The 25,365-nt window shown below is 70.7% G+C and carries 24 protein-coding genes; 12 read left to right on the top strand and 12 right to left on the bottom strand.

The window, feature by feature from the left end:
* The first annotated feature begins 4 nt into the window (after positions 1–4).
* Both DDE23_RS15240 and DDE23_RS15235 read left to right on the top strand, forming a co-directional pair.
* Positions 5–883: an N-acetylglucosamine kinase gene (locus tag DDE23_RS15240; protein WP_107752620.1), complete on the top strand. Its 879-nt coding sequence runs from the start codon at positions 5–7 to the stop codon at positions 881–883.
* A complete protein-coding gene (locus tag DDE23_RS15235) occupies positions 880–1,758 on the top strand; it encodes an N-acetylmuramic acid 6-phosphate etherase (protein WP_107752619.1) in 879 nt (292 codons plus the stop codon). The genes DDE23_RS15240 and DDE23_RS15235 overlap by 4 nt, the downstream gene beginning before the upstream one ends.
* 464 nt (positions 1,759–2,222) lie before the next feature.
* Here the strand turns inward: DDE23_RS15235 and serS are convergent, their stop codons facing one another.
* A complete protein-coding gene (gene serS / locus DDE23_RS15230) occupies positions 2,223–3,515 on the bottom strand; it encodes a serine--tRNA ligase (RefSeq protein ID WP_107752618.1) in 1,293 nt (430 codons plus the stop codon).
* Positions 3,516–3,648: 133 nt separating this feature from the next.
* Between serS and DDE23_RS15225 the strand changes: the two genes are divergently transcribed.
* Together DDE23_RS15225 and DDE23_RS15220 are read left to right on the top strand one after the other, a co-directional pair.
* Positions 3,649–4,209: an RNA polymerase sigma factor gene (locus tag DDE23_RS15225; RefSeq protein WP_107752617.1), complete on the top strand. Its 561-nt coding sequence runs from the start codon at positions 3,649–3,651 to the stop codon at positions 4,207–4,209.
* Positions 4,196–4,543 carry a DUF6768 family protein gene (locus DDE23_RS15220; RefSeq protein ID WP_107752616.1) on the top strand — a complete coding sequence of 116 codons (348 nt, stop codon included), beginning with the start codon at positions 4,196–4,198 and terminating at the stop codon, positions 4,541–4,543. The genes DDE23_RS15225 and DDE23_RS15220 overlap by 14 nt, the downstream gene beginning before the upstream one ends.
* Before the next feature lie 7 nt (positions 4,544–4,550).
* Here the strand turns inward: DDE23_RS15220 and DDE23_RS15215 are convergent, their stop codons facing one another.
* The 3 genes from DDE23_RS15215 to DDE23_RS15205 are packed head-to-tail and all read right to left on the bottom strand — an operon-like array spanning position 4,551 to position 9,515.
* Positions 4,551–5,039 (bottom strand): hypothetical protein, encoded by a 489-nt coding sequence (locus DDE23_RS15215; protein WP_107752615.1) that lies wholly within the window; start codon positions 5,037–5,039, stop codon positions 4,551–4,553.
* Positions 5,040–5,091: 52 nt separating this feature from the next.
* Positions 5,092–8,220: an efflux RND transporter permease subunit gene (locus DDE23_RS15210; protein ID WP_107752614.1), complete on the bottom strand. Its 3,129-nt coding sequence runs from the start codon at positions 8,218–8,220 to the stop codon at positions 5,092–5,094.
* Entirely contained in the window at positions 8,217–9,515 is a 1,299-nt protein-coding gene (locus DDE23_RS15205) for an efflux RND transporter periplasmic adaptor subunit (protein ID WP_116548248.1), read from the bottom strand. The genes DDE23_RS15210 and DDE23_RS15205 overlap by 4 nt, the downstream gene beginning before the upstream one ends.
* Before the next feature lie 124 nt (positions 9,516–9,639).
* Between DDE23_RS15205 and gatC the strand changes: the two genes are divergently transcribed.
* The 4 genes from gatC to DDE23_RS15185 are packed head-to-tail and all read left to right on the top strand — an operon-like array spanning position 9,640 to position 12,898.
* Positions 9,640–9,930 carry an Asp-tRNA(Asn)/Glu-tRNA(Gln) amidotransferase subunit GatC gene (gene gatC / locus DDE23_RS15200; protein WP_107752612.1) on the top strand — a complete coding sequence of 97 codons (291 nt, stop codon included), beginning with the start codon at positions 9,640–9,642 and terminating at the stop codon, positions 9,928–9,930.
* Positions 9,927–11,411, top strand: coding sequence for an Asp-tRNA(Asn)/Glu-tRNA(Gln) amidotransferase subunit GatA (gene gatA / locus DDE23_RS15195; RefSeq protein ID WP_107752611.1), 1,485 nt, complete (start codon positions 9,927–9,929; stop codon positions 11,409–11,411). The genes gatC and gatA overlap by 4 nt, the downstream gene beginning before the upstream one ends.
* A 34-nt stretch (positions 11,412–11,445) precedes the next feature.
* Positions 11,446–12,237: a hypothetical protein gene (locus tag DDE23_RS15190; protein WP_107752610.1), complete on the top strand. Its 792-nt coding sequence runs from the start codon at positions 11,446–11,448 to the stop codon at positions 12,235–12,237.
* Between the two features lies 1 nt (position 12,238).
* Positions 12,239–12,898: an N-acetylmuramoyl-L-alanine amidase gene (locus tag DDE23_RS15185; protein ID WP_107752609.1), complete on the top strand. Its 660-nt coding sequence runs from the start codon at positions 12,239–12,241 to the stop codon at positions 12,896–12,898.
* Positions 12,899–13,164: 266 nt separating this feature from the next.
* Here the strand turns inward: DDE23_RS15185 and DDE23_RS15180 are convergent, their stop codons facing one another.
* The 3 genes from DDE23_RS15180 to DDE23_RS15170 form a co-directional block, all read right to left on the bottom strand.
* Positions 13,165–14,463, bottom strand: coding sequence for a DUF3422 family protein (locus DDE23_RS15180; RefSeq protein ID WP_107752608.1), 1,299 nt, complete (start codon positions 14,461–14,463; stop codon positions 13,165–13,167).
* Positions 14,464–14,589: 126 nt separating this feature from the next.
* A complete protein-coding gene (locus DDE23_RS15175) occupies positions 14,590–15,543 on the bottom strand; it encodes a YcjF family protein (protein WP_107752607.1) in 954 nt (317 codons plus the stop codon).
* 1 nt (position 15,544) lies between these two features.
* Positions 15,545–16,954: a YcjX family GTP-binding protein gene (locus DDE23_RS15170; protein WP_107752606.1), complete on the bottom strand. Its 1,410-nt coding sequence runs from the start codon at positions 16,952–16,954 to the stop codon at positions 15,545–15,547.
* Positions 16,955–17,053: 99 nt separating this feature from the next.
* On the opposite strand from DDE23_RS15170, the gene DDE23_RS15165 reads away from it, so the two are divergent.
* Entirely contained in the window at positions 17,054–17,866 is an 813-nt protein-coding gene (locus tag DDE23_RS15165; protein WP_107752605.1) for a Rossmann-fold NAD(P)-binding domain-containing protein, read from the top strand.
* Between the two features lie 79 nt (positions 17,867–17,945).
* A complete protein-coding gene (truA, locus tag DDE23_RS15160) occupies positions 17,946–18,716 on the top strand; it encodes a tRNA pseudouridine(38-40) synthase TruA (protein WP_107752604.1) in 771 nt (256 codons plus the stop codon).
* A 3-nt stretch (positions 18,717–18,719) separates the two neighbouring features.
* On the opposite strand, the gene DDE23_RS15155 is transcribed toward truA, so the two are convergent.
* The 3 genes from DDE23_RS15155 to DDE23_RS15145 all read right to left on the bottom strand — a co-directional run bounded on the left by DDE23_RS15155 (position 18,720) and on the right by DDE23_RS15145 (position 22,835).
* Entirely contained in the window at positions 18,720–19,883 is a 1,164-nt protein-coding gene (locus DDE23_RS15155; protein WP_107752603.1) for an acyl-CoA dehydrogenase family protein, read from the bottom strand.
* 95 nt (positions 19,884–19,978) lie between these two features.
* Entirely contained in the window at positions 19,979–21,103 is a 1,125-nt protein-coding gene (locus tag DDE23_RS15150; RefSeq protein ID WP_107752602.1) for a CaiB/BaiF CoA transferase family protein, read from the bottom strand.
* Between the two features lie 208 nt (positions 21,104–21,311).
* On the bottom strand, positions 21,312–22,835 hold the full coding sequence (locus tag DDE23_RS15145; RefSeq protein ID WP_107752601.1) for an MFS transporter: 1,524 nt from the start codon (positions 22,833–22,835) through the stop codon (positions 21,312–21,314).
* A 75-nt stretch (positions 22,836–22,910) separates the two neighbouring features.
* On the opposite strand from DDE23_RS15145, the gene DDE23_RS15140 reads away from it, so the two are divergent.
* Positions 22,911–23,450 carry a TetR/AcrR family transcriptional regulator gene (locus tag DDE23_RS15140; protein ID WP_107752600.1) on the top strand — a complete coding sequence of 180 codons (540 nt, stop codon included), beginning with the start codon at positions 22,911–22,913 and terminating at the stop codon, positions 23,448–23,450.
* Between the two features lie 29 nt (positions 23,451–23,479).
* On the opposite strand, the gene DDE23_RS15135 is transcribed toward DDE23_RS15140, so the two are convergent.
* Complete coding sequence (locus DDE23_RS15135; protein WP_107752599.1) at positions 23,480–23,800, bottom strand: nuclear transport factor 2 family protein; 321 nt, start codon at positions 23,798–23,800, stop codon at positions 23,480–23,482.
* Between the two features lie 102 nt (positions 23,801–23,902).
* Between DDE23_RS15135 and DDE23_RS15130 the strand changes: the two genes are divergently transcribed.
* Positions 23,903–24,811 (top strand): LysR family transcriptional regulator, encoded by a 909-nt coding sequence (locus DDE23_RS15130; RefSeq protein WP_107752982.1) that lies wholly within the window; start codon positions 23,903–23,905, stop codon positions 24,809–24,811.
* On the opposite strand, the gene DDE23_RS15125 is transcribed toward DDE23_RS15130, so the two are convergent.
* Positions 24,799–25,350 (bottom strand): helix-turn-helix domain-containing protein, encoded by a 552-nt coding sequence (locus DDE23_RS15125; protein WP_107752598.1) that lies wholly within the window; start codon positions 25,348–25,350, stop codon positions 24,799–24,801. The genes DDE23_RS15130 and DDE23_RS15125 overlap by 13 nt on opposite strands.
* Positions 25,351–25,365 lie beyond the last annotated feature (15 nt).

The raw sequence follows: 25,365 nt of genomic DNA, 5'->3' as shown, positions 1-25,365 counted from the left end.
GGCAATGCTCTATTGCGGCGTGGACATGGGCGGCACGGCCAGCCGCTGGGCCTTGGTCGACGCCGGGGGCGCGCTGGTCGCCCGGGGTGAGAGCCCCGGCGCCACCGGCCTGATCTTCACGCCCGAGGCACGGGGGGCTTTCACGGCCGCCCTTGCCCCGGCCCGGTCCAAGGGCGCGCTCGCCGGGGCCTATATCGGCGCGACCGGCGCCGGGTTCGACGCGGACCCCTCGCTGCAGGCGGCGGCGGCCGAGGCTCTGGGCCTTCCCCCGGAAAAGACAACCGTCGTCAACGACATGGTGCTGGCATGGCGGGCAGTCTGGCCCGAGGGCGGCGGCCATGTGGTGACCGCCGGCACCGGCTCGGTCGGCTTCTCGCTCAAGGGCGGCGCGGTGACGCTGGTCGGTGGGCGCGGGCTGATGCTGGACGATGCCGGATCGGGCGGCTGGATCGGCCTGCAGGCGGTCCGCGCGCTCTGGCGGCATATCGAGGAGACGGGCGGCACCCGCGGCGCCGAAGCCCTGGCCGAGGCGCTGTTCACCGCCATGGGCGGCAGCGACTGGGACGCGACGCGGCGCTACGTCTATGGCGCCGACCGCGGCGGGCTGGCGGCGCTGGCCCGCCCGGTGGCCGACGCGGCGGCCCTCGGCGACCCGCTGGCGCTGGCCCTGATGGCCGGGGCCGGGGCCGAGATCGCCCGCCTCTGCCGCCTGATCCACGCCCGTGCGGGTCCCGGCCCGGTCGCGGTCTTCGGCGGCGCGCTGGGACTGCATCCCTCGATCAGGGCGGGGATCCTTCAGGGAACCGCGGACCTGACCCTGACCTTCCCCAATCCCGACGCGGCCCTCGCCGCCGCGCATATCGCCCTGACGGAGGCCCGATGAGCTCTACCGAAGAGGCCCCCGCCCGCTTTGCCGGGATCGAGACCTGGCCCACCCGCGATCTCGCCGCCGCGCTGCTGGAGACGCAACTCGCCGCCGTTGCCGCCGCGGCCGGGACGTTGCCGATGCTGGCCCGGGCCATCGACGCCTGCGCCCTGCGGCTGGAGCGCGGCGGGCGGCTGATCTATCTGGGCGCGGGAACCTCGGGGCGGCTGGCGGTGCTGGACGCGGCCGAGCTGCCGCCGACCTTCGACTGGCCCTCGGACCGGGCGGTGGCGCTGATGGCGGGCGGCCCCGGCGCCTTGCTGAAAGCGGTGGAAGGGGCCGAGGACAGCCTGACCGAAGCCCCGGCGGCGCTGGCCGCGCTGGGCCTGTCCGAAGCGGATGTGGTGATCGGCGTCGCGGCCTCGGGGCGAACGCCCTTCGTGCGGGCAGGCCTCAGGGCGGCGCGGGAGGTCGGCGCGCTGACGCTGGCGATAATCAACGCGCCCGAGGCGCCGCTGGCGCGCGAGGCCGAGATTGCCCTGGTCGCCGATACCGGGGCCGAGATCATCGCCGGCTCCACCCGGATGAAAGCGGGGACGGCGCAGAAGGTGCTGCTGAACTGCCTGTCGACCGGGGTGATGATCCGCCTGGGCTACGTCCACCGCGGCCGGATGGTCGAGATGCGCCCGACCAATGCCAAGCTGAAGGCAAGGGCGGTGGCGATGGTGGCGGACCTGACCGACGCCCCGGTCGAGGCGGCGGAGGCGGCGCTGGCCGAGGGCGGGACGATCAAGGTGGCGGTGGTGATGCTGTCGCTGGGGCTGTCGCGGGACGCGGCCGAGGCGCGGCTCGCGGCCACGGGCGGCAAGCTGGCGGCGGCGTTGCAGGGGTGAGGCGGGGCGGTTTCGCCCGGGTCGGTCGCGGAAGGTGCGTGCAAGCACGCACCCTACGGGGGGTGTGGCGGCGAGTTGCCCCCTCCCGGCGCCCGCGGGATTGGCCGCCCGGTAGGGTGCGTGCTTGCACGCACCTTCCGCGACCGACCCCACAAGGTGGGACGAAATCCCACCCTACAGGGCTCTAGCCGACTTGACGTGAGCCCTCTCGTGCCTGCCGCGTTGGGTGGGATTTCACCCCACCAACGCAAAGGCACCCATGGACCGGCCAACCACAACGGGATCCGCTTGGGTGGGATGAAACCCCACCCTACAGGGGCACCGTCCGACCTGAGGCGAGGCCTCTCAGGCGCAACCGCGTAGGGTGGGATTTCATCCCACCTCCGCCCATGATCGCGACAAACCCGTAGGGTGCGTGCTCCGCACGCACCATCCGAACCACGCCTGGGCTCCCTGCGGCAGCCTCAGACCAGCGCGCCCTCGGCCGAAATCCGGGTCTTGCCGCCAAGCCAGGGATGCAGCGCCGCGGGCAGCGTCACCGACCCGTCCGCCTGCTGCCCGTTCTCCAGCACCGCGATCAGGCAGCGCCCCACCGCCAGACCGGACCCGTTGAGCGAGGCCAGATACTCGGGCTTGCCGCCACCCTCGGGCCGGAAACGGCCGTTCATGCGGCGGGTCTGGAAGGTGCCGCAGGTGGAACAGGAGGAAATCTCGCGGTATTTCCCCTGCCCCGGCAGCCAGACCTCGATGTCATGCGTCTTCTGCGACCCGAAGCCCATGTCGCCGGTGCAGAGCACCACCGTGCGGTAGGGCAGCTCCAGCTTTTCCAGGATCGCCTGAGCGCAGGCCGTCATCCGTTCGTGCTCGGCCAGCGCCTCGTCGGGGTGACAGAGGGTCACCATCTCGACCTTCTCGAACTGGTGCTGGCGCAGGATGCCGGTCGTGTCCTTGCCGGCCGAGCCTGCCTCGGACCGGAAGCAATGCGTATGCGCCGTCATCCGCACCGGCAGGCTGGCGCCGTCCAGAATCTCACCGGCGGCGAAGTTCGTCATGGTGACTTCCGAGGTCGGGATCAGCCACCAGCCGTTCGTCGTCTCGTAGCTGTCCTCGGCGAATTTCGGCAGGTTGCCGGTGCCATACATCGCCTCGGGCTTGACCAGCACCGGGGTCCAGCATTCTTCCAGCCCGTGCTCGGTCGTGTGCGTGTCGATCATGAATTGCGCCAGCGCCCGGTGGACGCGGGCCACGGCGCCCTTCAGCACCATGAAGCGGCTGCCCGAGAGTTTCGCGGCCAACCCCAGATCGAGACCGGGCTTCACCGCCGGAATGTCGAAATGCTCGACCGGGGTGAAATCGAGCGCCCGGGGCTCGCCCCAACGGCGGATCTCCACGTTGTCGTTCTCGTCAGCGCCATCCGGAACCTCGGCCAGCGGCAGGTTCGGGATCACCTCCAAGGCTGCGGTCAGGGCCGCATCCTCGGCCGCGGCCTCGGCGGTCAGCGCGGCGATCTCGGCCTTCTTCTCGGCCACCAGCGCGCGCAGGCGCTCGAACTCGGCGTCATCGCCCCGGCCCTTGGCGGCGCCGACTTCCTTGGAGGCGCGGTTCTGCTCGGCCTGCGCCGTCTCGGCGGCGAGGATCTTGGCCCGGCGCCCCTCGTCCAGCGCCAGCAAAGCGGCCGATTGCGGCGCCAGACCCCGGCGGGCCAGGGCGGCGTCGAAAGCGGCGGGATTCTCGCGGATGGCGCGGATGTCGTGCATGATGTCCTCGAATTCGGTTTGGCGCAGGTATGCACCAAAGCGGGACGCGGGAAAAGACGGTGTTGATTTCACCGCCGCGATGAACCGAAGGCCCCCGGATCGGCACCTTGAGGCAAAGGGCAAGGACAAGGTCATGGCCGAGACAGCGAAACTCAGGGCGCTCATTGCCTATCACGCCGCGGGCGCCCGGCTGGGACGCGAGAGGGATCTCGCGGCGCTGGTGCAGCTGTGCTCGCCGCGGCTCCTGGCTCATGCAAGGCGCCTGACGGATGACACGGAGACGGCGCGCGACGTGGTGCAGGAAAGCTGGATCGCCATCGCCCGCGCCCTGCCCGGCCTCAGGGACGAAACCGCGTTCCTGGCCTTCGCGCTCCGCATCGTCACCCGGGCCGCGGCGCGCGATCTCGGGCGCAGGCAGCGGCGGCGGGTGGCCGACAAGGGCTTCGGCGACAGCCAGCCCGACCATGTCGCCGCCCCCGACACCGCGCCCAGCGCCCCCGATCTTCAGGCGGCCATCGCCGCCCTGCCCCCGCCGCAGCGCGCGGCGCTGGCGCTGTTCTACCTCGAGGGGCTGTCGGTGGCCGAGGTGGCCCATGCCCTCGATATCCCGCCGGGCACCGTCAAGACCCGGCTCATGCATGCCCGTGCCCGGCTCAGGGCGCATCTGGAAGGAGAAACCGATGGACAATCTTGACCGCCTGATCGCCGAGGCCCTGGCCGAGGATGACAAGGCAATGCCCGACCCCGGCTATTTCCCGTTGGCCCTCAGCATCTTCCACGGCCGCAGCAGCTGGACCAACTGGGTGGTGATGGCGGTGCAGATCGTGCTGTTCCTCGCCGCTGTCTGGGCGGGCTGGCATTTCTACACCGCGACCGAGGCGCTGGCGGCCACCAAATGGGGGATCAGCGCCGCAACGCTGGCCATCGTCGCCACCCAGCTCAAGATGGCGCTGATGCCGGTGATGCAGGCCAACCGCGTGCTGCTGGCGATCCGGCGGCTGGAATTGCGGCTGGCCGGGGGGCGGTAGGCCCGCGTCAATTCTGCTGTTGCAGCAACAGCTCGAACGAGACCCGGCACCCCGGGGTGCCGGCGAAATTGCGGATATCGCCCCAGATGCGCACCGTTTCGGCCGTCTCGGCCCCGATCAGGGCCGGATACATCGAGCGGAAGCGCACCTGCGTCGGCCGCCGCTCCCGCGCCGAGGAGAAATAGGCGTCGTCGAGGATCTGGTACAGCTCGACCGGCTGGAAGGCGGTGGTGAAATTGCCGTCGATCTGCACGGCAAAGGCCCGGTCCATGGCGAAGAAGGCCAGCAGGCTGCGGTCGGGGTTGTAGCCGATATTGGCGGGCTCGAAGCGGACCATGAAGGCGGCCGAATTCTCGATCCAGCCCGCGTTCACGCATTCTTCGGAAAAGAAATTGATCGTGCCGCCGCCCTGAAACCTGCCGTTGAAGGCTTGGGCCGGGGATCCCGGTGTCAGGGTCGCAGCGACAAGGGCGAGGAACAGGGCAAGACGCAGCATGGCAAGGCTCCAAAGCCGGAAAGCGGTTGCGCCCTTCTAGCTGGCCTCCGTGTCAGGATTGAGGCGATTCCCGTATAAGTTGTGGATCCTCGCCGGCCCTGGGGCGGGCCCGCGCCAGCCCCAGATCGTCAAGGATCGCGTAAAGCGCGGGCAGCACCACCAGCACCAGCAGCGTCGAGGCCAGCATGCCGAAGACCACGCTCACCACCAAGGGCTTCAACACCTGCGCCTGAAGCGAGGTTTCGGCCAAGAGCGGCACCATGCCGATGATGGTGGTGCCGACGGTGATGACGATGGGCCGGAACCTGGCCCGGACCGCCGCCCCCGCGCCTGCCGCCAGCGTCAGCCCGTCGGCCACCCGCGCCTTGGTGACCTCGACCAGCAGGATGGCGTTGTTCACCACGATCCCCGCCAGCGAGGCCGCGCCCATCATCGACGGCATGGAAATGTCATAGCCCGTCGCCCAATGCCCCCAGACCACACCCAGAAAGGCCAGCGGAATGGTCAGCATGACGATCACCGGCTCGGCATAGCTGCGGAACTGGAAGGACAGCACCAGATAGATGCCCATGAGCCCGATGACGAAGCCCCGCACGATGGAGCCCGACGTCTCGGCCAGATTCGCGGCCTGCCCCTCGACATGGACCCCGAGGCCCGGCACCTCGGCCTCGATCTGCGGCAGCAGGGTCGCACGCAGCGCGGCGGTGATGGCATCGGCATTGCCGAGCCGCTGGTCGACATCGGCCTGAACCGTGACCCCGCGCAGGCCGTCGACCTGGGTGATCGTGCCCCAGCCGCGCGCCTCCTCGACCCGGACCACGGTCTCGAACGGGACGCTGCGGCCATCGGCCAGCAGGAAGCGGAAATCCTCCAGATCGGCCAGCGCATCGCGGTCGGTTTCGGTGAGGATCAGCTCGACCTCATGGGCGATGGTGCCGCGGCGCACGTCTTCCAGCGGGGCGCCCAGGAAGGCTGCGCGCAACTGGTTCGCCACCTCGGCCGCGGTCAGGCCCAGCGCCGGGGCGCCCTCGGTCAGGGTGAGCCTCAGTTCGGGCTTGCCGGGCCTGAGGTCGATCATGGCGTTGCGGATGCCCGCGTAGCCTTGCAGTTCGGCCAGCACCCGGGCGGCTTGGCTGTGCAACATGTCAAGGTCGGGATGGGTGAGCCGGATCTCGATGGCCACGCCCTGCGGACCGATCCCCGGTTCGGCGATAATCAGGGACGAGGCGCCGGGCAAGGGTCCGATCTCGGCCCGCCAGGCCTCGGCAATGGTGTCGAGGGGGGTGGCGCGGATCTCGGCGCTGAGCAGATCGGCGCCCACCGTCGCCACATGCGCCCCGGCCTCGCCGGCCGAGACGTTGCGGTTCATCCGGGTGATCCGCCGCACCACCAGCGGCTGACCCCCGGGCTGGTCGGGCGAGAGCCTGTCACTGACCCGGGCCAGCGCCGCCTCGACCTGCGCGACGGCCTCGGCGGTGCGGGCCAGCGGCGTGCCCTGCGGCATCAGGATCCGCGCCTCCAGCACATCGCCGTCGATGTCGGGCAGCGCCTCGCGCTTGACCAGACCCGAGCCGACCGCACCCAGTGTCAGGATCAGCCCGGCAATCGCCAGACCGACGGTCAGATACCGCCCCCGGATCGCCAGATCGGCCAGACGGCCCATCCCCTCGCGCAGATGGTCGAAACCGCGGTCGAAGCCCCGGCGGAACCGCCCCGCGGGCTTGCCCGCGCGGTCGCCCTCGTGGCGCAGGTGGTGGGGAAGGATCAGAAAGGCCTCGATCAGGCTGGCCGCCAGCGCCGCGATCAGCACCACCGGCAGGACCTGCAAGACCTTGCCCAATTGCCCGGCCAGGAAAGACAACGGCCCGAACACCGCGATGGTGGTCAGGAACGAGGCCATGACCCCCGGCGCCACCGCCATGACGCCGCGCACCACCCCCGCCAGACCGTCGCCCCGCGCCGATTCCACGGCGATGGAATCCGACAGCACGATGGAATCGTCCATGACGATGCCGATGGCCATGAGCAGCGCCACCAGCGTTATCATGTTCAGCGTCAGCCCCATCAGCGCCATCATCGCCAGCGCGCCCGCCATCGCCACCGGCAACCCCATCGCGGCCCAAAGCGCAAGGCCCGGGCGGAAGAACAGGCTCATGACGATGACCACCAGCACCAGCCCCGCCGCGCCGTTGCGGATCAGCATGGCCAGACGGTCGCGCACGATCGAGGTCGTGTCCTGCACCACCTCGACCCGCAGCGTGGGCGGCAGCTGCGCCGTCTCGGCGCCGATCTGCCCGCGCAGGGCCTCCAGCGCGCGCAGCGCGTCGGTGCCCCGGGGCTTGTGGATCTCCAGCAGGATCGCGGGCACGCCGTCGACATAGGCGCGATCCTCGAAGGGCGCGTGGATCTCGCTCACCCGCGCCACATCCCCCAGCACCAGCCGGGCGCCGTTATCCTCGACCAGCACGGGCAGCGCTTCCAGTTCCTCGATGCTGCGCCGCTCCTCGGTCAGCCTGAGCCGCAGGTCGCCGCCCGGGGTCTCCAGCGTGCCCGCGGGCTGGTCGAGGCTCTGCGACCCCAGCACATTGGCCAACCCCGCCGGCGTCAGCCCGTGCTGGGCCAGCACCGCGCGGTCAGCCTCGATCCGGAACTGCCGGGTGCCAAGGCCCGAACGGTTGACCAGCGCGATCTCGGGCAGCGCCGCCAGCCGGTCGGCCAGCCCCTCGGCATAGAGGTCGAGGTCGCGCAGCGGCAGCGCCCCCGACACGGCGACCGAGGCCACCACATCGGTGCGGTGCAATTCGCGCACCAAGGGCGCCTCGGCCCGGGACGGCAGCGTATCCAGCGCGCCCACCTCGGTCCTGAGCGCGTTGACGAAGCGGATGGCGTCGCCTCCCTCGGCCATGGTGGCGACGGCGCGGGCGCGGTTGTCCTGCGCCGTGCAGCGCAGCTCTTTCAGCGCCTCCACCCCCTGCACCGCATCCCAGAGCGGACGGCAGATCGCCTCCTCGACCTCGGCGGCGGTGGCGCCACGATAGGTCACGGCGATCTCGACCTCGGTATCGCGGAAATCCGGGAAGGTCTCGCGCACCAGCGTGGGCAGCGACAGCGCGCCCACCGCGAGGAACAGGATCAGCAGCAGATTGGCCGCCGTCGGATGGCCCGCGAACCAGCGGATCACGGCGAAACCGCCGTCAGCGCCATGCCCGGGATGGCGGGCGCGATGTCATCGAGCACCAGCCGCTCCCCGGCCGAAAGCCCCTCGGCGATCACCGCAAGGTCGCCCTGCCGGAACGCCACCGTCACCGCACGCAATTCCAGCCGCCCGTCCGCGTCCATCAGATAGACCGTGCCGCCATGCACCGCCCCGGCCGGAATGGCGATCACCTCGGGCAACTCGGGGCCGGTCATCGTCACCTGCACCTGCAGGTTGCCGACCAGCGGGATGCGCTCGGGCGGATCGGCGCCGTCATAGGGATCGGCGACCTCGATCACCGCCTGCACGGTCCGCGCCCTTGGATCCAGCGCCGGCTCCACCCGGGTGAGGCGCCCCTGCCAGATCTGGCCGGGGTTGCTGACCGGCTCGACCGCGACCTGCACCAGCCCTTCGCGTTCCTGATCGACGATATCGAGGATGCTGCCGTCGATCACCACGCCGCTGAGCATGCGCTGAAAGGCGGCGATGGGCACCTGCGCCAGAACCTCGGCCCGCGACAATCCCTCGCCCGAGACCAGCATCTGCCCCACCGACACGACCTGATAGAGTTCCGCCGGGGCCGAGGTGATGCGCAGATCGAAGGGCGCGGCGATCTCGGTATGGGACAGATCCCGCCGCGCCCGGGCCAGCGAGGCCTCGGTCCGGGCCACCTGCGCCGCGTTGCGGTCCTGCCGGGACGGGATCAGCGCCAGGGCATTCTGCAGTTCCACCACCGTGCGCCGGGCCGCCAGCAAGGCCCGCTCGGCCTCGTCCCGGCGCGCGGCGGCGGCGGTGCCCTGCGCCACCAGCTCGCGCGTCCGCGCCGCATCGGCTTCGCTCAGCGCCAGGCGCGCCTCCTCCAGCTCCAGCACCCGGCGGGTATTCTCGGCCTCGGCCGCGATCTGCGCGGCTTCTGCGGTGAGCGAGGCCAGATCCGCCTCGGCCTGGGCGATGGCCAGCTGATAATCCGCCGGATCTATCCTGAGGAGTGCCGCCCCCTCGTGCACCACCCGGCCGCTGGCCAGATCCGGGTCGCGCCACAGGACCGAGCCGCGAACCTCGCTCATCGCTGTCCAGCTGTCGGCCGCGCGCACATTGCCCCAGCCCTGCGCCACCGGCACGAAGGGGGCCGCCGTCACCGCCGCCACCCGGACCGCAAGCCCGGTCTCGGCGCCAGCGACCCGCCCCGGCCCCGGCGCCTCGGCCACCAGCCGCGCCGCGCCCGCTGCCGCCAGCGCGATCGGCGCCACTACCATCAACAAGGCCATAAGCCGCCGCATACCCTACCCCCGATCTTGAGCCTTCCACGCTAGACCCGGCCCGTTCCGTCGGCAACCCGCGCCGCCGCGCTTGCACCCATCCGCCCCTGCGGCTAAACCGCTCGCCATCTCAGTGGAGAATGCCATGTCCACCATCGACATCGAAACCGCGCGCCGCGTGGCCAAGCTCGCCCGCATCCGCGTCCCCGACGAGAACCTGCCGCAGCTGGCCGAGCAACTCTCGGGCATCCTGAGCTTCATGGAGCAATTGAACGAGGTCGATGTCACCGGCATCGAGCCGATGACCTCGGTCACGCCCATGCGCCTCAAGCGTCGCCCGGATGGCGTGACCGATGGCAATATCCAGGACCGGATCCTGAAGAATGCCCCCGATGCCCGCGAGGGCTTCTTTGCCGTGCCGAAGGTGGTGGAATGAGCCTGAACACCCTGACCATCGCCGCCGCCCGCGACGCGCTGAAGAAACGCGAGGTGACCTCGGTCGAGCTGACCGAAGCCTGCCTCACGGCCATCGACGCGGCCGACGCGCTGAACGCCTTCGTCCACAAGACACCCGAGATCGCGCTCGAACGCGCCCGGGCCGCCGACGCGCGCCTGCAGGCGGGCGAGGCCCCGGCGATGTGCGGCATCCCCGTGGGCATCAAGGACCTGTTCTGCACCGAGGGCGTCCCCTCGCAGGCCGCGTCCAACATCCTCAAGGGCTTCCGCCCCGAGTATGAATCGACCGTTTCGGCGCAGTTGCGCGACGCGGGCGCGGTCATGCTGGGCAAGCTCAACATGGACGAATTCGCCATGGGTTCGTCCAACGAATCCTCGTGCTACGGCAATGCCGTGAACCCCTGGCGGCGCGGCAACGACGCAACGCCGCTGACCCCGGGCGGCTCGTCCGGTGGCTCGGCCTCGGCGGTGGCGGCGGACCTCTGCCTCGGCGCCACCGGCACCGATACCGGCGGCTCGATCCGCCAGCCCGCCGCCTTCACCGGCACCGTGGGGATCAAGCCGACCTACGGGCGCTGCTCGCGCTGGGGGATCGTCGCCTTCGCCTCGTCGCTGGATCAGGCCGGGCCGATGACCAAGACCGTGCGCGACGCGGCGATCATGCTGGGCGCCATGGTCGGCCATGACCCGAAGGATTCGACCTCGGCCGACATCCCGGTCCCGGATTTCGAGGCGGCGCTGACCGGCGACATCCGCGGCAAGACCATCGGCATCCCCCGCGAATACCGCATGGACGGCATGCCCGAGGAGATCGAGAAACTCTGGTCCGACGGCACCGCCATGCTGAAGGACGCGGGCGCCAGGATCACCGACATCTCGCTGCCGCACACCAAATACGCGCTGCCCGCCTATTACGTCATCGCCCCGGCCGAAGCCTCGTCCAACCTCGCCCGCTATGACGGCGTCCGCTACGGCCACCGCGCCAAGCTGGCGCCCGGCGACGGCATCACCGAGATGTACGAAAAGACCCGGGCCGAGGGTTTCGGCCCCGAGGTGCAGCGCCGCGTCATGGTCGGGACCTATGTGCTGTCCGCGGGCTTCTACGACGCCTATTACAACCGCGCCCGCCGGGTCCGCGCCCTCATAAAGCGCGACTTCGACGAGGCCTTCGCGGCCGGCGTCGATGCCATCCTGACCCCCGCCACGCCCTCCTCGGCCTTCGGCCTGGGCGAGATGGCGGATGCGGATCCGGTGGCGATGTACCTCAACGACGTGTTCACCGTGACCGTGAACCTCGCTGGCCTGCCGGGCATCTCGGTGCCGACCGGGCTCGACAGCCGCGGCCTGCCGCTGGGCCTGCAGCTGATCGGCAAGCCCTGGGGCGAGGCGGATCTGCTGAACACGGCGCAGGTGCTGGAGACCGCGGCCGGTTTTGTTTCCAAACCGCAAAAATGGTGGTAATCTGCTCGAAAAATATAATCGAGCAGAGGCAGACATGCGCATCTTGGCACTGGCGGCACCGCTGGCCCTTCTGGGCATGGCGGGCTGCGCCCCGGGACCGGACAATCTGGCGACCATGACCAACAGCGGGGTCGGCTTCGGCGACTACCAGCGCTACCTGCGCGACCGCAGCACGACACCCGCCTCTGCCCGCTCGTCCATTCCCTATTCGGTCCCGCCCGAAAGCCGCACGGCCGCAATCGTGCCGCCCGCCTCGATGCCCGCCAGCGCCCCGACCACGCTGGACGCGATCCCCCAGCGCGAGCGCCCGCCCTTGAGCGCCATGGCCAGCACGCTGCCCCCGCCGCAGCCGCAGGCCCCGATCGCCACCCAGACCCTCGCCCCGGCCGCCGCCGCCCCGGCACCCGCTCCCGCCCCGGTGGCCGCCGCCAGCGCCACCGCGCCCCGCGGCGGGGTGCAGGACCAGCAGGTCTATCACGCGGGCGAGGCCCAGCGGATCACGCCGCAGGGCGCCGCGCCGCAACAGGCGCCGATCGTCACCGCCTCGATCCCGGCCCCGTCCGACCATGGCGGGCCGAACCTCATGGCCTATGCCCTGAGCCAGACCCAGACCGTGGGCACCGAGACCTATCGCCGCATCAACCCGCTGCGCTGGTCGCGCTGGGAAAACGCCTGCCTGCAATACCGCAACCAGGACGCCGCCCAGCAGGCGTTTCTGGAGGATGGCGGGCCGGAACGCGACCGCGGCAACCTCGATCCCGACGGCGACGGCTTCGCCTGCTGGTGGGACCCGACGCCGCTGCGCCAGGCCCTCGCCCGCCGCTGAGATGCCGATCCCCGGCGCCCTCTGGCATCCCTCGCCCAACCACGGCCCCCGCCGCGGCGGGCTCCGGCCCGAGCTGGTGGTGATTCATTACACCGAGATGGTCTCGGCCGAAGCCGCGCTCGCCCGGCTGTCGGATCCGGCGGCCGAGGTCTCGGCCCATTACCTGATCGGCCGCGACGGCAGGCTCTGGCAGCTGGTCGAGGAAGAGGCCCGCGCCTGGCACGCCGGCGCCGGGGAATGGCAGGGGCGCGGCGACGTCAATTCCCGCTCCATCGGCATCGAGCTGGACAATGACGGCAAAAGCCCCTTTGCCGCGCCGCTGATGGACCGGCTGGACGCGCTGCTGCCCGGGATCCTCGCCCGCTGGACGATCCCGGCCAAGGGCGTCATCGCCCATTCCGACATGGCCCCCGCCCGCAAGATCGACCCCGGCCCCCGCTTCGACTGGCAGCGCCTCGCGCGGAGAGGCCTCGCCCTCTGGCCCGAGGCCCCGGGCGACGCCGAGACCCCGCTCCAAGCCTCGCTCGACGCCCTGGGCTATCCCGACGTCGCCCCCGACCTCCGCCTCGCCGCCTTCCGACTCCGGTTCCGCCCAAGGCACGAAGGCCCCGAAGACGCGACCGACCGGGCACTGGCGAAGGCTCTCGCCCGGCAAGGGTGACGCGGGGGGCCAGCCCCCCGCACCCCCCGCCAAAGGGGGTTTTCCACCCCCTTTGGAAACCCCCGAGGATATTTAGAGAACAAAGATGAAGATTAAGAGTGCCTTAAGCCGCCTTCTTTGCGCTTCAAATATCCTCGGGGGGTGAATTGGCCGCAGGCCAAGAGGGGGGCAGACGGCCCCCCTTTCTTCGGCGCGGCGGCACGCCGCGCCGCTGGTCGCCCGAGGCGCCCGCGGCAGCGGGCAACGAGGGCGAAACCCCTCCCCCCTCAGTGCAGCCGCGCCCGGATCCGCCTCAGCGCCAGCCAGACCCCCAGCACCACCAGCGGCGTCAACACCGCCGCCACCCCGGTCTTGCCCATCCCGAAAGGCTCCACCAGCGGCGCCGCCACGTTCGACGCCAGCCCCACCGCATAGTAACTGATCGCCACGACCGACAGCCCCTCGACCGTGTGCTGCAACCGCAGCGCCAGATCGGCGCGGCGATCCATCGAGCGCAGCACCTCCTGGTTCTGCGCCGAGCGCGCCACCTCGACCTGCGTCGACAAGAGCCGCCCGGCCCGCATCGCCCGTTCCGACAGCAGCGCCAGCCGCGCCTCGGCCGCCTTCACCGTCCGCATCGCCGGGTCCCAGCGCCGGCGCATGAACTCGGCCAGCGTCTGGCGCCCCTCGAACCGGGCCTCGCGCAGGACCGCGATCCGGTCATGCACGATGGCCTCATAGGCCCGGGTCGCGCCGAAGCGGAAGGACGAGGCCATGTCGAGCCGCTCCAGCTCGGCCGAGACGGTCATCAGCGCGCCCAGCACCTGTTCGGCCTGGCTCGCGCCGCCCGCCATCTGCGCCTGCAACGCGGCCAGCCGGCGGTCCAGCGCCCCCATCTCGGCCGAGACGGCGCGCGCCCGCGCCAGCCCCAGCATCGACATGGCGCGGTACATCTCGATCTCGCAGAGCCGCTGCACCACGCGGCCGATCCGCCTTGCGCCGGTCTCAGGCCGCACGAAGACCGCCATGCGCACATGCCCCGCCGGGTCGATGCGGAAGTCCGAGGCCACCACCGCCGCCCCGTCCAGCACCGCCACCGCCGCCAGGCTCTCGGCCACGAACCATTCGTCCAGCTTGCGCCCCAGCGCCTGCCCGTCGCAGGCCCCGCCCGAAAGCGGCATCTCCTCGATGCGGAACAGGATCGAGGTCACGCGGACCCCCGGCGCCGCCTCCAGCCAGTCGGCCGGGAAGACATCGAAGGCGGCGGGGTCGAAGGGGCGGTCGGTCAGCCCCTCGGCATGGGCCATCCAGGTGGTGAATTCGGTGTGGTTCTCCCATTTCAGCCCGTGCCGCCCGGCCTCGGCCGCGTGATGCGTGGCCTCGGGCGCGGGGTGCGGCGCGCCGTGCCGGTCGAGCAGGTCCACCAGATGCGCCCGGTCACTGCCCCGGTCCCGCGCCACCGCGTCCTGCGCCGGTTTCAGCGCCAGGAACACGGCGGTCGAGGGCACGGCGATCACCGGCGAGGGCCGGGCGTGCAATTCGTTGGTCAGCGCATAGCGCAGCGGGTGGTCCTGAAGGGGCGGCATGGGAAGGGGCCTGCGCGGAAGGGGATTTCAGCCCCGCATAGCCGCTCGCTGCCTATGGGGAAACCGCGCCGTGCGGGCCGTGGCAGTATGCGAAGGTGTCCTTGCATCGCTGCAACAATTCCGGCCTCAGCCGCGGTCGAAAAGCCCTTTCAGCGCCGTTGCGGTGACGGCGCTGACCCCCGGCTTGCGCCCCATGCGGAAGGGCAGCGGGCGGCAGAGCTCCATCGCCGCCAGCCCCACCCGTGCGGTCAGCGCGCCGTTCACCACCCCCTCGCCGAAGCGGCGCGAGAGTTTCGACAGAAGGCCCCCGCCCGCCACCGAATGGATCACGTCATCGGTCACGGCGACCAGCCCCGTCGCCATCAGATGCACCGCGACCGAGCGCGCCAGCCGCCAGTTGCCGAAGGCCCCGGGCCGTCCGCCATAGATCTCGGCAATCCGCCGGATCATCCGCAGATTGGCGCTGAGCGCGGCGGCCACATCGGCGAAGGCCAGCGGGATGATCGCCGTGGCCAGCGCCACCGCCCGCGCGGCGGTCTGGATCTCGATCTCCACCCGCGCGTCGAGGCCGATCAAGAGATGCGCCTCCGCCCCCTCGATCACCGCTTCGGCGTCCAGCGCCTCCAGCGTCCGGTCCTCGGCGCCATAGAGCCCGGCGACCCGGGCCGCCACCGCCCGCGCCTCGGTCAGATCGCCCGACACCAGCGCCGCCGAGGCCCGCGCCCGCAGCCGGTCCAGCCGGCTGACCCTCGCATAGCCCAGCGCCTCCTTCCCGGCCCAGAGGACCAGCGCCAGCGCCAGGACCCCGGCCAGTACGGCGGCCAGCCAGCCCAGCACAGGCGCCCGCTCGATCAGCCTTGCGGCGAAATCCCAGGCGGCGACGCTGACCGCCAGCGAGACCAGCGCGCCCCCCGCCGCCAGCGCCCAGCTGCCGGGCCCCGCGCCGCGTTTGCGCGCCATGCTGCCCAGCGCCGCCTGCATCGCCGCCCCCTCGGGCGCGTCGACCTCGGGCGCGGCGGCGACATCGGCCGGGGCCTCGGTCGCGTCGAGTTCAATCAGGATCGGTCCGCGGTTGTCCATCTCATACCAGCCTGTCGCCAATCAGGAATTCCGCCGCCGCGTCGAGCCTTATGTGCGGCAGCCCCTGCCCCGGCACCCGGCTGAGGACCGGCGGCGCAAAGGACATCACGCCGTAATCGCCCTGCAACCAACGCTCGGCCCCTTCGCGGGCGGGCAGCAGCAGGCGCGAGGGGTCCTCGGGCAGATCGCCCGCGTTGACCGCCACCTGCCGCCCGTCCGCCAGCCGCCCCCGCACCAGATCGACCTCGCGCCCGCCGTGGCTGCGCTGCTCCTCAACCGTCGAGCGCAGCGCCGCGATCGACATCGCCGCCGTCTCGGCGCCGGAAAAGCGCGCCCGGTCCCGCGCCTCGCGCAAGAGCGCCTCGGCCAGCGCGGTCAGGCGGGGGTGCTGGCTGTGGTGCAGATGGTCCGCCTTGGTCGCGGCAAAGAGGATCTTCTCCACCCGCCGCCCCCGCAACATCGAGGTGAAGAACCCGTTCGCCCCGGGGCGGAAGGCGGCCAGAACCTCGGCCATCGCCCGGCGCTGATCCTCCAGCGCGGCGGGGCCGCGATGCACCGCTTCCAGCACGTCGATCAGCACCACCTGCCGGTCCAGCCGGGCGAAATGCGTCTCGAAGAACGGGCGGATCACCTGCGACTTGTAGGCGTCGAACCGCCGCTCCATCTCGCGCCAGAGCGAGCCGCGCTTGCCCTCGCTGCCGGGCAAGGGCGCGAAGGTCAGAACCGGCGAGCCCGCCATTTCGCCGGGCAGCAGGAAGCGGCCCGGGGTGCAATCGGACCAGCCCGCCTCGCGCGCGGCGACCAGATAGGCGGTGAACTCGCGGGCCAGCGCCTGAGCCACGCTTTCCTCGTGCCGGGCCTGCGGGTCGATGTTCAGCAACACCTCGCGGAACACCTCGGCCTGCGGGCGCTTGGGCAGGCGCGCCAGCACCTCGGCCGACCAGCTGGCATAGCTCTTGCCCATCAGCCCCAGATCCAGCAGCCATTCGCCCGGATAATCGACGATGTCGAGGTGCAGCTTCCTCGGCCCGGTCAGCCCGCCAAAGAGCCCGGTCGGCGCCAGCCGGAACGACAGGCGCAGCTCGCTCACCGCCCGCGTCCCCTCGGGCCAGCGGGGTTCGGTCCCGGTCAGCGAGGCCAGATGCGCCTCGTAATCGAAACGCGGCAGGGTCATGTCGGGCTGCGGCTGCAACCAGGCGCCGCGAATGAGCCCCTGCTGCACCGCCCGCATCCGCTGCATCCGCCCCGGTTCCATCAGGTTATGCACCAGCGCGGTGATGAACACCGTCTTGCCCGCGCGGCTGAGGCCGGTGACGCCCAGCCGCACGACCGGCTCGAAAAACGCCTCCGACACCGTGTCGCTGACGGCGTCGATCGAATTGGTGATGAGGCCGGTCAGCGAGGATATCACGGGCGCACTCCGTCTTGCCCCCCAAGAATAGGCATTGGCGACAAGGTTTTGAAGCCCACCCCCTTGCCCCGGCCCCGCCCCCGGCCTTAGCTGCGCCTCATGAAGACGCTCCTCTCCCTCGGCCACGGGTTCTCCGGTCAGGCCACCGAAGCCGCCCTCGGCCCCGATTGGCGGGTGCTCGGCACCTCGCGCAGGCCGGGCACCGCCGTCCTCTGGCCCGGTCAGGCGGCCGAGGCGCTGGCCCAGGCCACCCATCTCATCGCCTGGGCGCCCCCGGGGCCCGAGGGCGACCCGATGCTGCCCCATCTCGCCGAGCTGCCCGCGCCGAAGCTGCGCTGGATCGGCTATGCCTCGGCCAGCAGCCTTTATGGCGACCATGGCGGCGCCTGGATCGACGAGGGCACGGCCGACGCCCCCGCCACCGGCCGCGGCCTTGCCCGGGCGCAGGCCGAACACGATTGGCAGGCCTTCGCCGAGGCCCGGCGCCTGCCGCTGGCCCTGTTGCGCATCGCCGGGATCTATGGGCCCGGCCGCTCGGCTCTCGATGCCTTGCGCCAGGGCCGCGCCCATCGCGTCTGGAAGGAGGGGCAGGTCTTCAACCGCATCCATGTCGCGGATCTGGGCCGCATCGCCGCCGCCGCGGCCGAGGCCGAACTGGCGGGCCCCCTGATCTGCGCCGATGGCGAACCGGCACCGATGGCCGATGTCACCCTCTTCGCGGCGCAGCTCCTCGGGATCGAGCCGCCGCCGCTGATCCCCTATGAGGACGCCGATCTCTCGCCCATGGCCCGCAGCTTCTACGAGGACAACAAGCGCCTGCGCTCGCGCCGTCTGGGCCCGGAACTGAAGCTCAGCCTGACCTATCCCGATTACCGCGCGGGCCTCACCGCGATCTTTGAAGCGGGTTTCTGACCCCTTCTTTGCGCCTCAAATATCCCGGGGGGTCCGGGGGGCTGGCCCCCCGGTTCCCCGCCCGCCACCGGAGCCCGCGATGCCCCGCTACGCCTTTCGCCTCGACTATCTCGGCGCCCCGTTCAACGGCTGGCAGCGCCAGGACGGCCAGCCCTCGGTCCAGCAATCGGTCGAGGAGGCGCTGGCCCGCCTCGAACCCGCCGAACCCCGCCTCGCCGCCGCCGGGCGCACCGATACCGGGGTCCATGCCACGGGTCAGGTCGCCCATGCGGATCTGGCCCGCGACTGGGCGCCCGAGCGGCTGATGGAGGCGGTGAACCATCACCTCAAACCCCTGCCGGTCGCGATCACCGCCTGCGCGCGGGTGCCCGAGGATTTCCACGCCCGCTTCTCGGCCATCGAACGGCGCTATACCTTCCGGCTGGTGGCCCGCCGGGCGCCGGTGGTTCAGGACCGCGGCCTTGTCTGGCAGGTGCGCCACCGGCTCGACCTCGGCGCCATGCAGGAGGCGTCGCGGGCGCTGATCGGCACCCATGATTTCACCACCTTCCGCGCCAGCCTCTGTCAGGCGAAATCGCCGGTGAAGTCGCTGGACGAGATCCGGATCGAGGAACACCCCTATCCCGCCGGCCAGGAATTCCGCATCCACCTGCGCGCCCGCAGCTTCCTGCACAACCAGGTCCGCTCCATCGTCGGCACGCTGGAGCGGATCGGCGCCGGGGCCTGGCCGCCCGGCCGGATGGCCGAGGCGCTGGAGGCCCGCGACCGCGCCGCCTGCGGCCCGGTCTGCCCGCCGCAGGGCCTGACCCTGACCGGCGTCGGCTACCCCGAAGACCCTTTCGCCGCCTGACCCTCAGAACGAGCGCGGCAGGCCGAGGACATGCTCGGCGACATAGGACAGGATCAGGTTGGTCGAGATCGGCGCCACCTGATAGAGCCGCGTCTCGCGGAACTTGCGCTCGATATCGTATTCGCTGGCGAAGCCGAAGCCGCCGTGGAATTGCAGGCAGGCATTGGCCGCCTCCCAGCTGGCCTTGGCGGCAAGGTATTTCGCCATGTTCGCCTCGGTCCCGCAGGGCTGGCCCGCGTCATAGAGCGCGCAGGCCCGGTAGCGCATCAGGTTCGCCGCCTCGATCTCGATGAAGGCCTCGGCGATGGGGAATTGCACGCCTTGGTTCTGGCCGATCGGCCGGCCGAAGACCGTCCGCTCCGTGACATAGCGCGTCACCCGGTCGGTGAACCAATAGCCGTCCCCGATGCATTCCGCCGCGATCAGTGCCCGCTCGGCGTTGAGCCCGGTCAGGATATAGCGGAACCCCTGCCCCTCGTCGCCGATCAGGTTCTCGGCCGGAATTTCCAGATTGTCGAAGAACAGTTCGTTGGTCTCGTGGTTGACCATGTTGGGGATCGGCCGCACCTCCATCCCCGCGCCCATCGCCGCCTTGATGTCCACAAGGAAGATCGACAGCCCCTCGGATTTCTTCGCCACCTCGGCCAAAGGCGTGGTGCGCGCCAGCAGGATCATCAGATCGGAATGCTGCACCCGGCTGATCCAGACCTTCTGCCCGTTGATGACATAACGGTCGCCCTTTCGCACCGCCGTGGTCTTCAGCTGCGTCGTGTCGGTGCCGGTCGTGGGCTCGGTCACGCCCATGCTTTGCAGGCGCAGCGCGCCCGAGGCGATCTTCGGCAAATAGCGGCGGCGCTGCTCCTCGGACCCGTGGCGGATCAGGGTGTTCATGTTGTACATCTGCCCGTGGCAGGCACCGGAATTGCCGCCCGAGCGGTTGATTTCCTCCATGATGACCGAGGCTTCGGTCAGCCCCAGCCCCGAGCCGCCGTACGCCTCGGGGATCAGCGCCGCCATCCAGCCCGCGCGGGTCAGCGCCTCGACAAACGCCTCGGGATAGGCGCGCTCGGAATCGATCCGGCGGTGGTATTCATCGGGAAATTGCGAACAAAGCGCCCGCACCGCGTCGCGGATTTCCTGATGGTCGGTTGATCGGGACAGGGTCATCGCGGGCTCCGGTTCGGGGGACGGACCAGATGTGCCAGACCGATCCCCTCAGGACAATCATCAAGGGCGCCGGACAGGCAGGAAACGCCGCCGGATCACCCGCCCGCGAACTCCTGGCGCAGGGCCTCGGTCGCCTGCCCCAGCGCTGGCACCGGGCCGGACGCGAAATCCGCGCCGCGCCCGGCCGGGCGCGGCATCGAGACCTCGCGCCCGTCGGCCAGCGTCACCGGCATCAGCCGCAACGCCGGGTGCACCTCCAGATCCGCCAGCGTGCTGTAGCGGCTCCAGGCGATGCCCGCGGCGTCGAGCCGCGCGATGGCCTCGGCCGTGGTCAGCGCGGCGAAACCGGGCTCGACCTCGGCATCGAGCCGGGCGCGGTTTTCGACCCGCAGCGCGTTCGTGGCATAGGCCGGGGCCTCGGCCAGATCGGGCCGCCCCAGCACCCCCTCGCAGAGCCGCGCCCATTCGGCATTGGTCTGCGTCGCCACGATCAGGCTGCCATCGGCGCAGGCGAAGGGCCGGTAGGGATAGATCGAGGCATGCGAAAGCCCGTGCCGCCCGGTGTCGTGCCCGCCATAGGTCCGATGCAGCAGGGGCACGCTCATCCACTCGGCCATGCCGTCGAACATGGCGATCTCGATCTGCGTGCCGCGGCCGGTCTGCCCGCGGGCGATCAGCGCCTCCAGGATCGCGGCATGGGCGTTCATGCCGGTGGCGATATCCGCCGCCGAGACCCCGATCTTCGACGGCGTCTCGGGCGTGCCGGTCACCGCGCAGATCCCGCTTTCGGCCTGCACCAGCATGTCATAGGCCCGCATCGCGGCATAAGGCGTATCCTGCCCGTAGCCATTGATCGAGACGGCGATGAGGCGCGGATAGTCACGGGCGATGACCTCGGGCGACAGGCCCATCCGGGCCAGCGCCCCGGGGACGAGGTTCTGGACCAGCACATCGGCCCTGGCCAGAACCGCGCGCAGCAGCGCCAGATCGGCCTCGGCCTTCAGATCCAGCACCGCGCTTTCCTTGCCCCGGTTGAGCCAGGCGAAATAGGCCGAAGTACCCAGCACCGCCGCATCGTAATGCCGCGCCGTCTCGCCGCCCGCGCGTTCGATCTTGATGACCCGGGCGCCCGCATCGGCCAGCCGCAGGGTGCAAAGCGGTGCCGCCACCGCCTGTTCGAGGGCGACGACCAGAAGGCCCGACAGCGGCTTACCGGACATCGCGCGGCCCCGCGCGGCGGATCGGGTCGATCTGGTCAGGCATGCAGGCGCTCCTCCGTTCGGCGGGCCGGCCGGTGGCGATGCCCGCCCGGCGCTGTCGCTGCCCGGTTGTGCGGCAGGCGCGCGCCGGCGGCAAGGAAAAGGCGGCTCCGCGAACGCGGACCCGGCTTTCAGGCGGGCACGGGCCACCAGCCTGCTGGCTGGGCCATCAATGAGGCGACCCCGCCACCTGCGGCCGGTGCCCGGCCAGGGCGAGGAACACCACCAAAGCCAGCGCCGTGATGATCCCGGCCGAGGTGCTCAGCAGCACGGCATGGGTCTGGGTGAAGGCGGCTTTCCCGGCCTCGATCAGCGCCGCGCCCTCGGCGCCGCCCAGCCGCCCCGCCACGATATAGGCGTCGCCGATGGTGCGGCTGGCCTCGGCCGCGAGGGTCGCGGGGATCGAGGCGGGCAGCTCCATGGCGCGGCTGAAGACGCCCGACATGAAGACCCCGAAAAAGGTGATGCCCAGCCCGGTGCCCAGTTCATAGCCCGTGGCCTCCAGCGACCCGGCAGCGCCGCCCTTGCTGGCCTCCACCGCGCCCATGATGGCGATGGACGAGGCGGTCAGGCCGATGCTCAGCGTCAGCCCCAGCACGGCCAGCGCCAGCGGCACCGCGAGGCCCGGCGCGTGGAAATCGCTCTGCGCCAGCATCTGCAGCGAGGCCGCGGCGATCAGCAGCGACAGGCTCGCCACAAGGCGCAGGCCGAAGCGGTTGGACAGGAACCCCGCGACCGGCCCGCCGATGGCCGCCGCCGCCATGATCGGCACCATGAAGAGGCCCGCCTGCAGCGGCGTCTTGCCCAGCACGTATTGCAGCTCTTGCGCCAGCGTCAGTTCGACCCCCGCCAGCGCGCCCGCGGCAACCATCGCCATCAGCAATCCCGCCAGGATCGCCGGATGCGACAGCAGCGACAGGTCCAGCATCGGCTCGGCCGAGCGCAGCTGCTGGCGCGCGAAAAGGGTCAGGGTGGCGATGCCGAAGACCAGCACCAGCCCGGCGACGGACCAGGGCTGCTTGCCGCCGAAACCGGCCTTGACGGCATAGACCACAGCGATCATGCCAAGGATGAGCAGCAGCGCCTGCCCGATGCGCCACTGGCCCGGTGTCGTCGCCTCGACGCGCGGCAGGAGGAACCAGCAGGCCGGAGCCACGACCAGCATGACCGGCACGTTGATCAGGAACACCGATCCCCACCAGAAATGTTCGAGCATCGCGCCGCCGACCAGCGGCCCGACCGCCGCGCCCGCCGAGCCGACCGTGCCCCAAAGGCCCAGCGCGATGGCGCGTTCGCCCGGATCCTCGAAGGTCTTGCGGATCAGGCCCAGCACGCAGGGCATGATCATCGAGCCGCCCAGCGCCAGGAACACCCGGGCCGCGATCAGCGCGCCCGCGCTTTGCGCGAAGGCCGCCCAGACCGAGGCCGCGGCAAAGATCATCAGGCCGGTCAACAGGATGCGGCGGTTGCCGACCCGGTCGGACAGCGTGCCCATCGGCACCAGCAGCCCCGCCATCAGCAAGGGATAGATGTCGATGATCCACAACACCTCGGTGCCCGAGGCATTCAGCGCCTGCGTCAGCCGCGGCACCGCGACATGCAGGATGGTCATGTCCAGCACCACCGGCAGGAAGGCCAGCATCACCGCCAGCAGCACCAGCCAGCGTTTCGGATCGGGGGTCGGAGAGGACATGGGTCACCTGACAACATCATTGCAGGCGCCGATATAAATACATACGTATGGAATTCAATCACAATGTGAGGCGCCATGGGACGGACACCGACAATCAGCCGTGAAGCCCTGCTGGATCTGGCCGACGAGATCGTGCGCCAGGGCGGCGGCGGTGCGCTGACCATCGGCGCACTGGCGCAGGCGGCCGGGATCTCGAAGGGGGGCGTGCAGTATTCCTTCGCCAGCAAGGATGCCCTCGTGCGGGCGCTGATCGACCGCTGGACCGACAGGTTCGACGCCCTGCTCGGCGATCCGGCGCCTGCGGACCCGGTCGACTTCGCGCTGCGCTACATCGAGGCGACGCGCGTCTCGCAACAGGCGATGAACGCCAAGATGGCGGCGCTTCTGGTCAGCTATCTGGAGGATCCGGCCAATCTGCAGGCCACCCGCGACTGGTATCACGCGACCTTCGCCCGCCTCGCCGGCGACAGTCCCGAGGCCCAGGCCGCCCGCGTGGCCTTTCTGGCGGTCGAGGGCCTGTTCCTGATGCGGATCAACGGCATAGACGCAGAGGGCGGCTGGACCCGGCTTCTGGACGATGTGGAAGCGGTCCTGCGGCGGCTGGGCAGGCCCTGAGGGATCTGGCCAGCCGCCGCCTGTCGGGTTCAGCCGATGGCAAGATCGGCGATCCGCCCGTCCCTGAGCCCGAAGGCGAAGGTCAGCACTGCCGGGCTTCCCGGGAAATCGCCGGTGACCCGGGCGCGGACCCTTGTCTTGCCGTCCTGCTCGGAGACTTCCAGCGGCACGGCCTCGTGGCGGTACCTGGCCTTGGCGGCCAGCCACCAGTCGCGGATCGCCGGGCCGCCCTGATGGCGCTGCCCTTCGTCATGGACGATGGCCTCGGGGGCGAAGGCGGCGGCGAAGGCCGCGCCATCTTCGGGCGCGCGGGCGGTGAAATAGGTGCTGACGGCGGCGGGAAGATTCATGGGATGTCCTTTCAGATCTGTCTCTCCCGCAAGATAGTTCTGGATCTCCATGCCGATAATCGGGATAAATCGGCATGCTTTGATGCCATGAACGGGATGATGATGGAGACCGGGCTGAAAGGGCTTGAGGCGGTGCTGGCCATCGCCCGGCGCGGTTCCTTCCGGGCGGCGGCGTTGGACCTCGGCATGTCGACCACGGCGCTGTCGCATGCCATCGGGCGGCTCGAGGCCAGCCTCGGCGTGCGGCTGTTCAACCGGACGACGCGCAGCGTGTCGCTGAGCGACGCCGGGCTGGCCTTTGTCGACCGTATCGGCCCGGCGCTGGCCGAGATCCGCGGCGCGATGGAGAGCGCGCAATCGCTGCGCAGCACCCCCTCGGGCCTGTTGCGGATCAACGCCTCGGTCCAGGCCGGGCGCGAGATCGCGCCGCTGGTGGTGGATTTCCTGCGCCGCTACCCGGAGATGCAGGTCGAGCTGGTGACCGAAGGCCGACTGGTCGATATCGTCGCCGAGGGCTTCGATCTGGGCATCCGCCCCGCCGATCTGGTGCCGCGCGACATGATCGCCCTGCCGCTGGGGAGGCCGCAACGCTATGCGGTCGTGGCCTCGCCCAACTGGGTCGCCAGCCATCCCCTGCCCCGGACCCCCGCCGATCTGCGCCCCGACGACTGCCTGCGCGTGCGCCTGCCGAACCGCGCCCTCTTCCCCTGGCAGTTCCAGCGCCAGGGCGAGTCGGTGCAGGTCGAGGCCAGGGGACGCCTGACACTGGACGAACCCGCCATCGCCCGTACCGCGGTGCTGGAGGGCGCCGGGATCGGCTTTTTCATCGAACAGGACGTGGCCGCGGATATCGCCGCCGGCCGTCTGATCCGCCTGCTTGAGGAATGGACGCCGCCCCGCCCCGGCTTCAGCCTCTACTACCCCGGCAGGCGGCACCCGACGGCCGGTTTCTCCGCCTTCCTGACGCTGGTGCGCGAGGCGGCGACGCGGGGCGGCGCTCAACGCGGATAATGCATCGTGTTGTGAAAACGCGAGGGCGTGGCCCGCGGGTTGCGATAACCATGCGGCTGGTCGGCGTTGAAGCGCAGCGCCTGACCGCACTCGACCCGCAGCCATTCCCCCTCGAGCAGGATCTCCACCGAGCCCTCGACGACGAAGACATCCTCGATCACCCCGGCGCCATGCGCCGCCGACAGATGCTGCCAATGCGGGGCGAGGTCATGCAGGAAGACCTCGCATCCGGTCCGGGGATCGAAGGGAAAGAGCGTGCGGAAGGAGGGGCCCTCCCTGACCGGCGCCTGCCCCTCGGACGGACCGCGGGTCGAGGGCGTCGCCGCCGGGCCGATCAGTGCCGTCAGCGGCAGTTGCAGCCCCTTGCAGAGCTTCCACAGCACCGCCAGCGTCGGGCTGCTTTCGCCGCGCTCGATCTGACCCAGCATCGCCTTGCTGACCCCGGTCAGCTCGGCCGCCTGCGACAGGCTCAGCCCCGCCTGCCCCCGCGCCTTGCGCAGATTGGCCCCGACCAGATCGCCGCCGCGTGTTTCTGTCATCTCTCGGCGGCCTCC

The sequence above is a fragment of the Pararhodobacter aggregans genome, from assembly GCF_003075525.1.
In the GTDB taxonomy this organism is placed as follows: Bacteria; Pseudomonadota; Alphaproteobacteria; order Rhodobacterales; family Rhodobacteraceae; genus Pararhodobacter; species Pararhodobacter aggregans.
The sequence above is the reverse complement of the archived record's forward strand: the minus strand, read 5'-3'. Positions and strand labels throughout refer to the sequence as shown.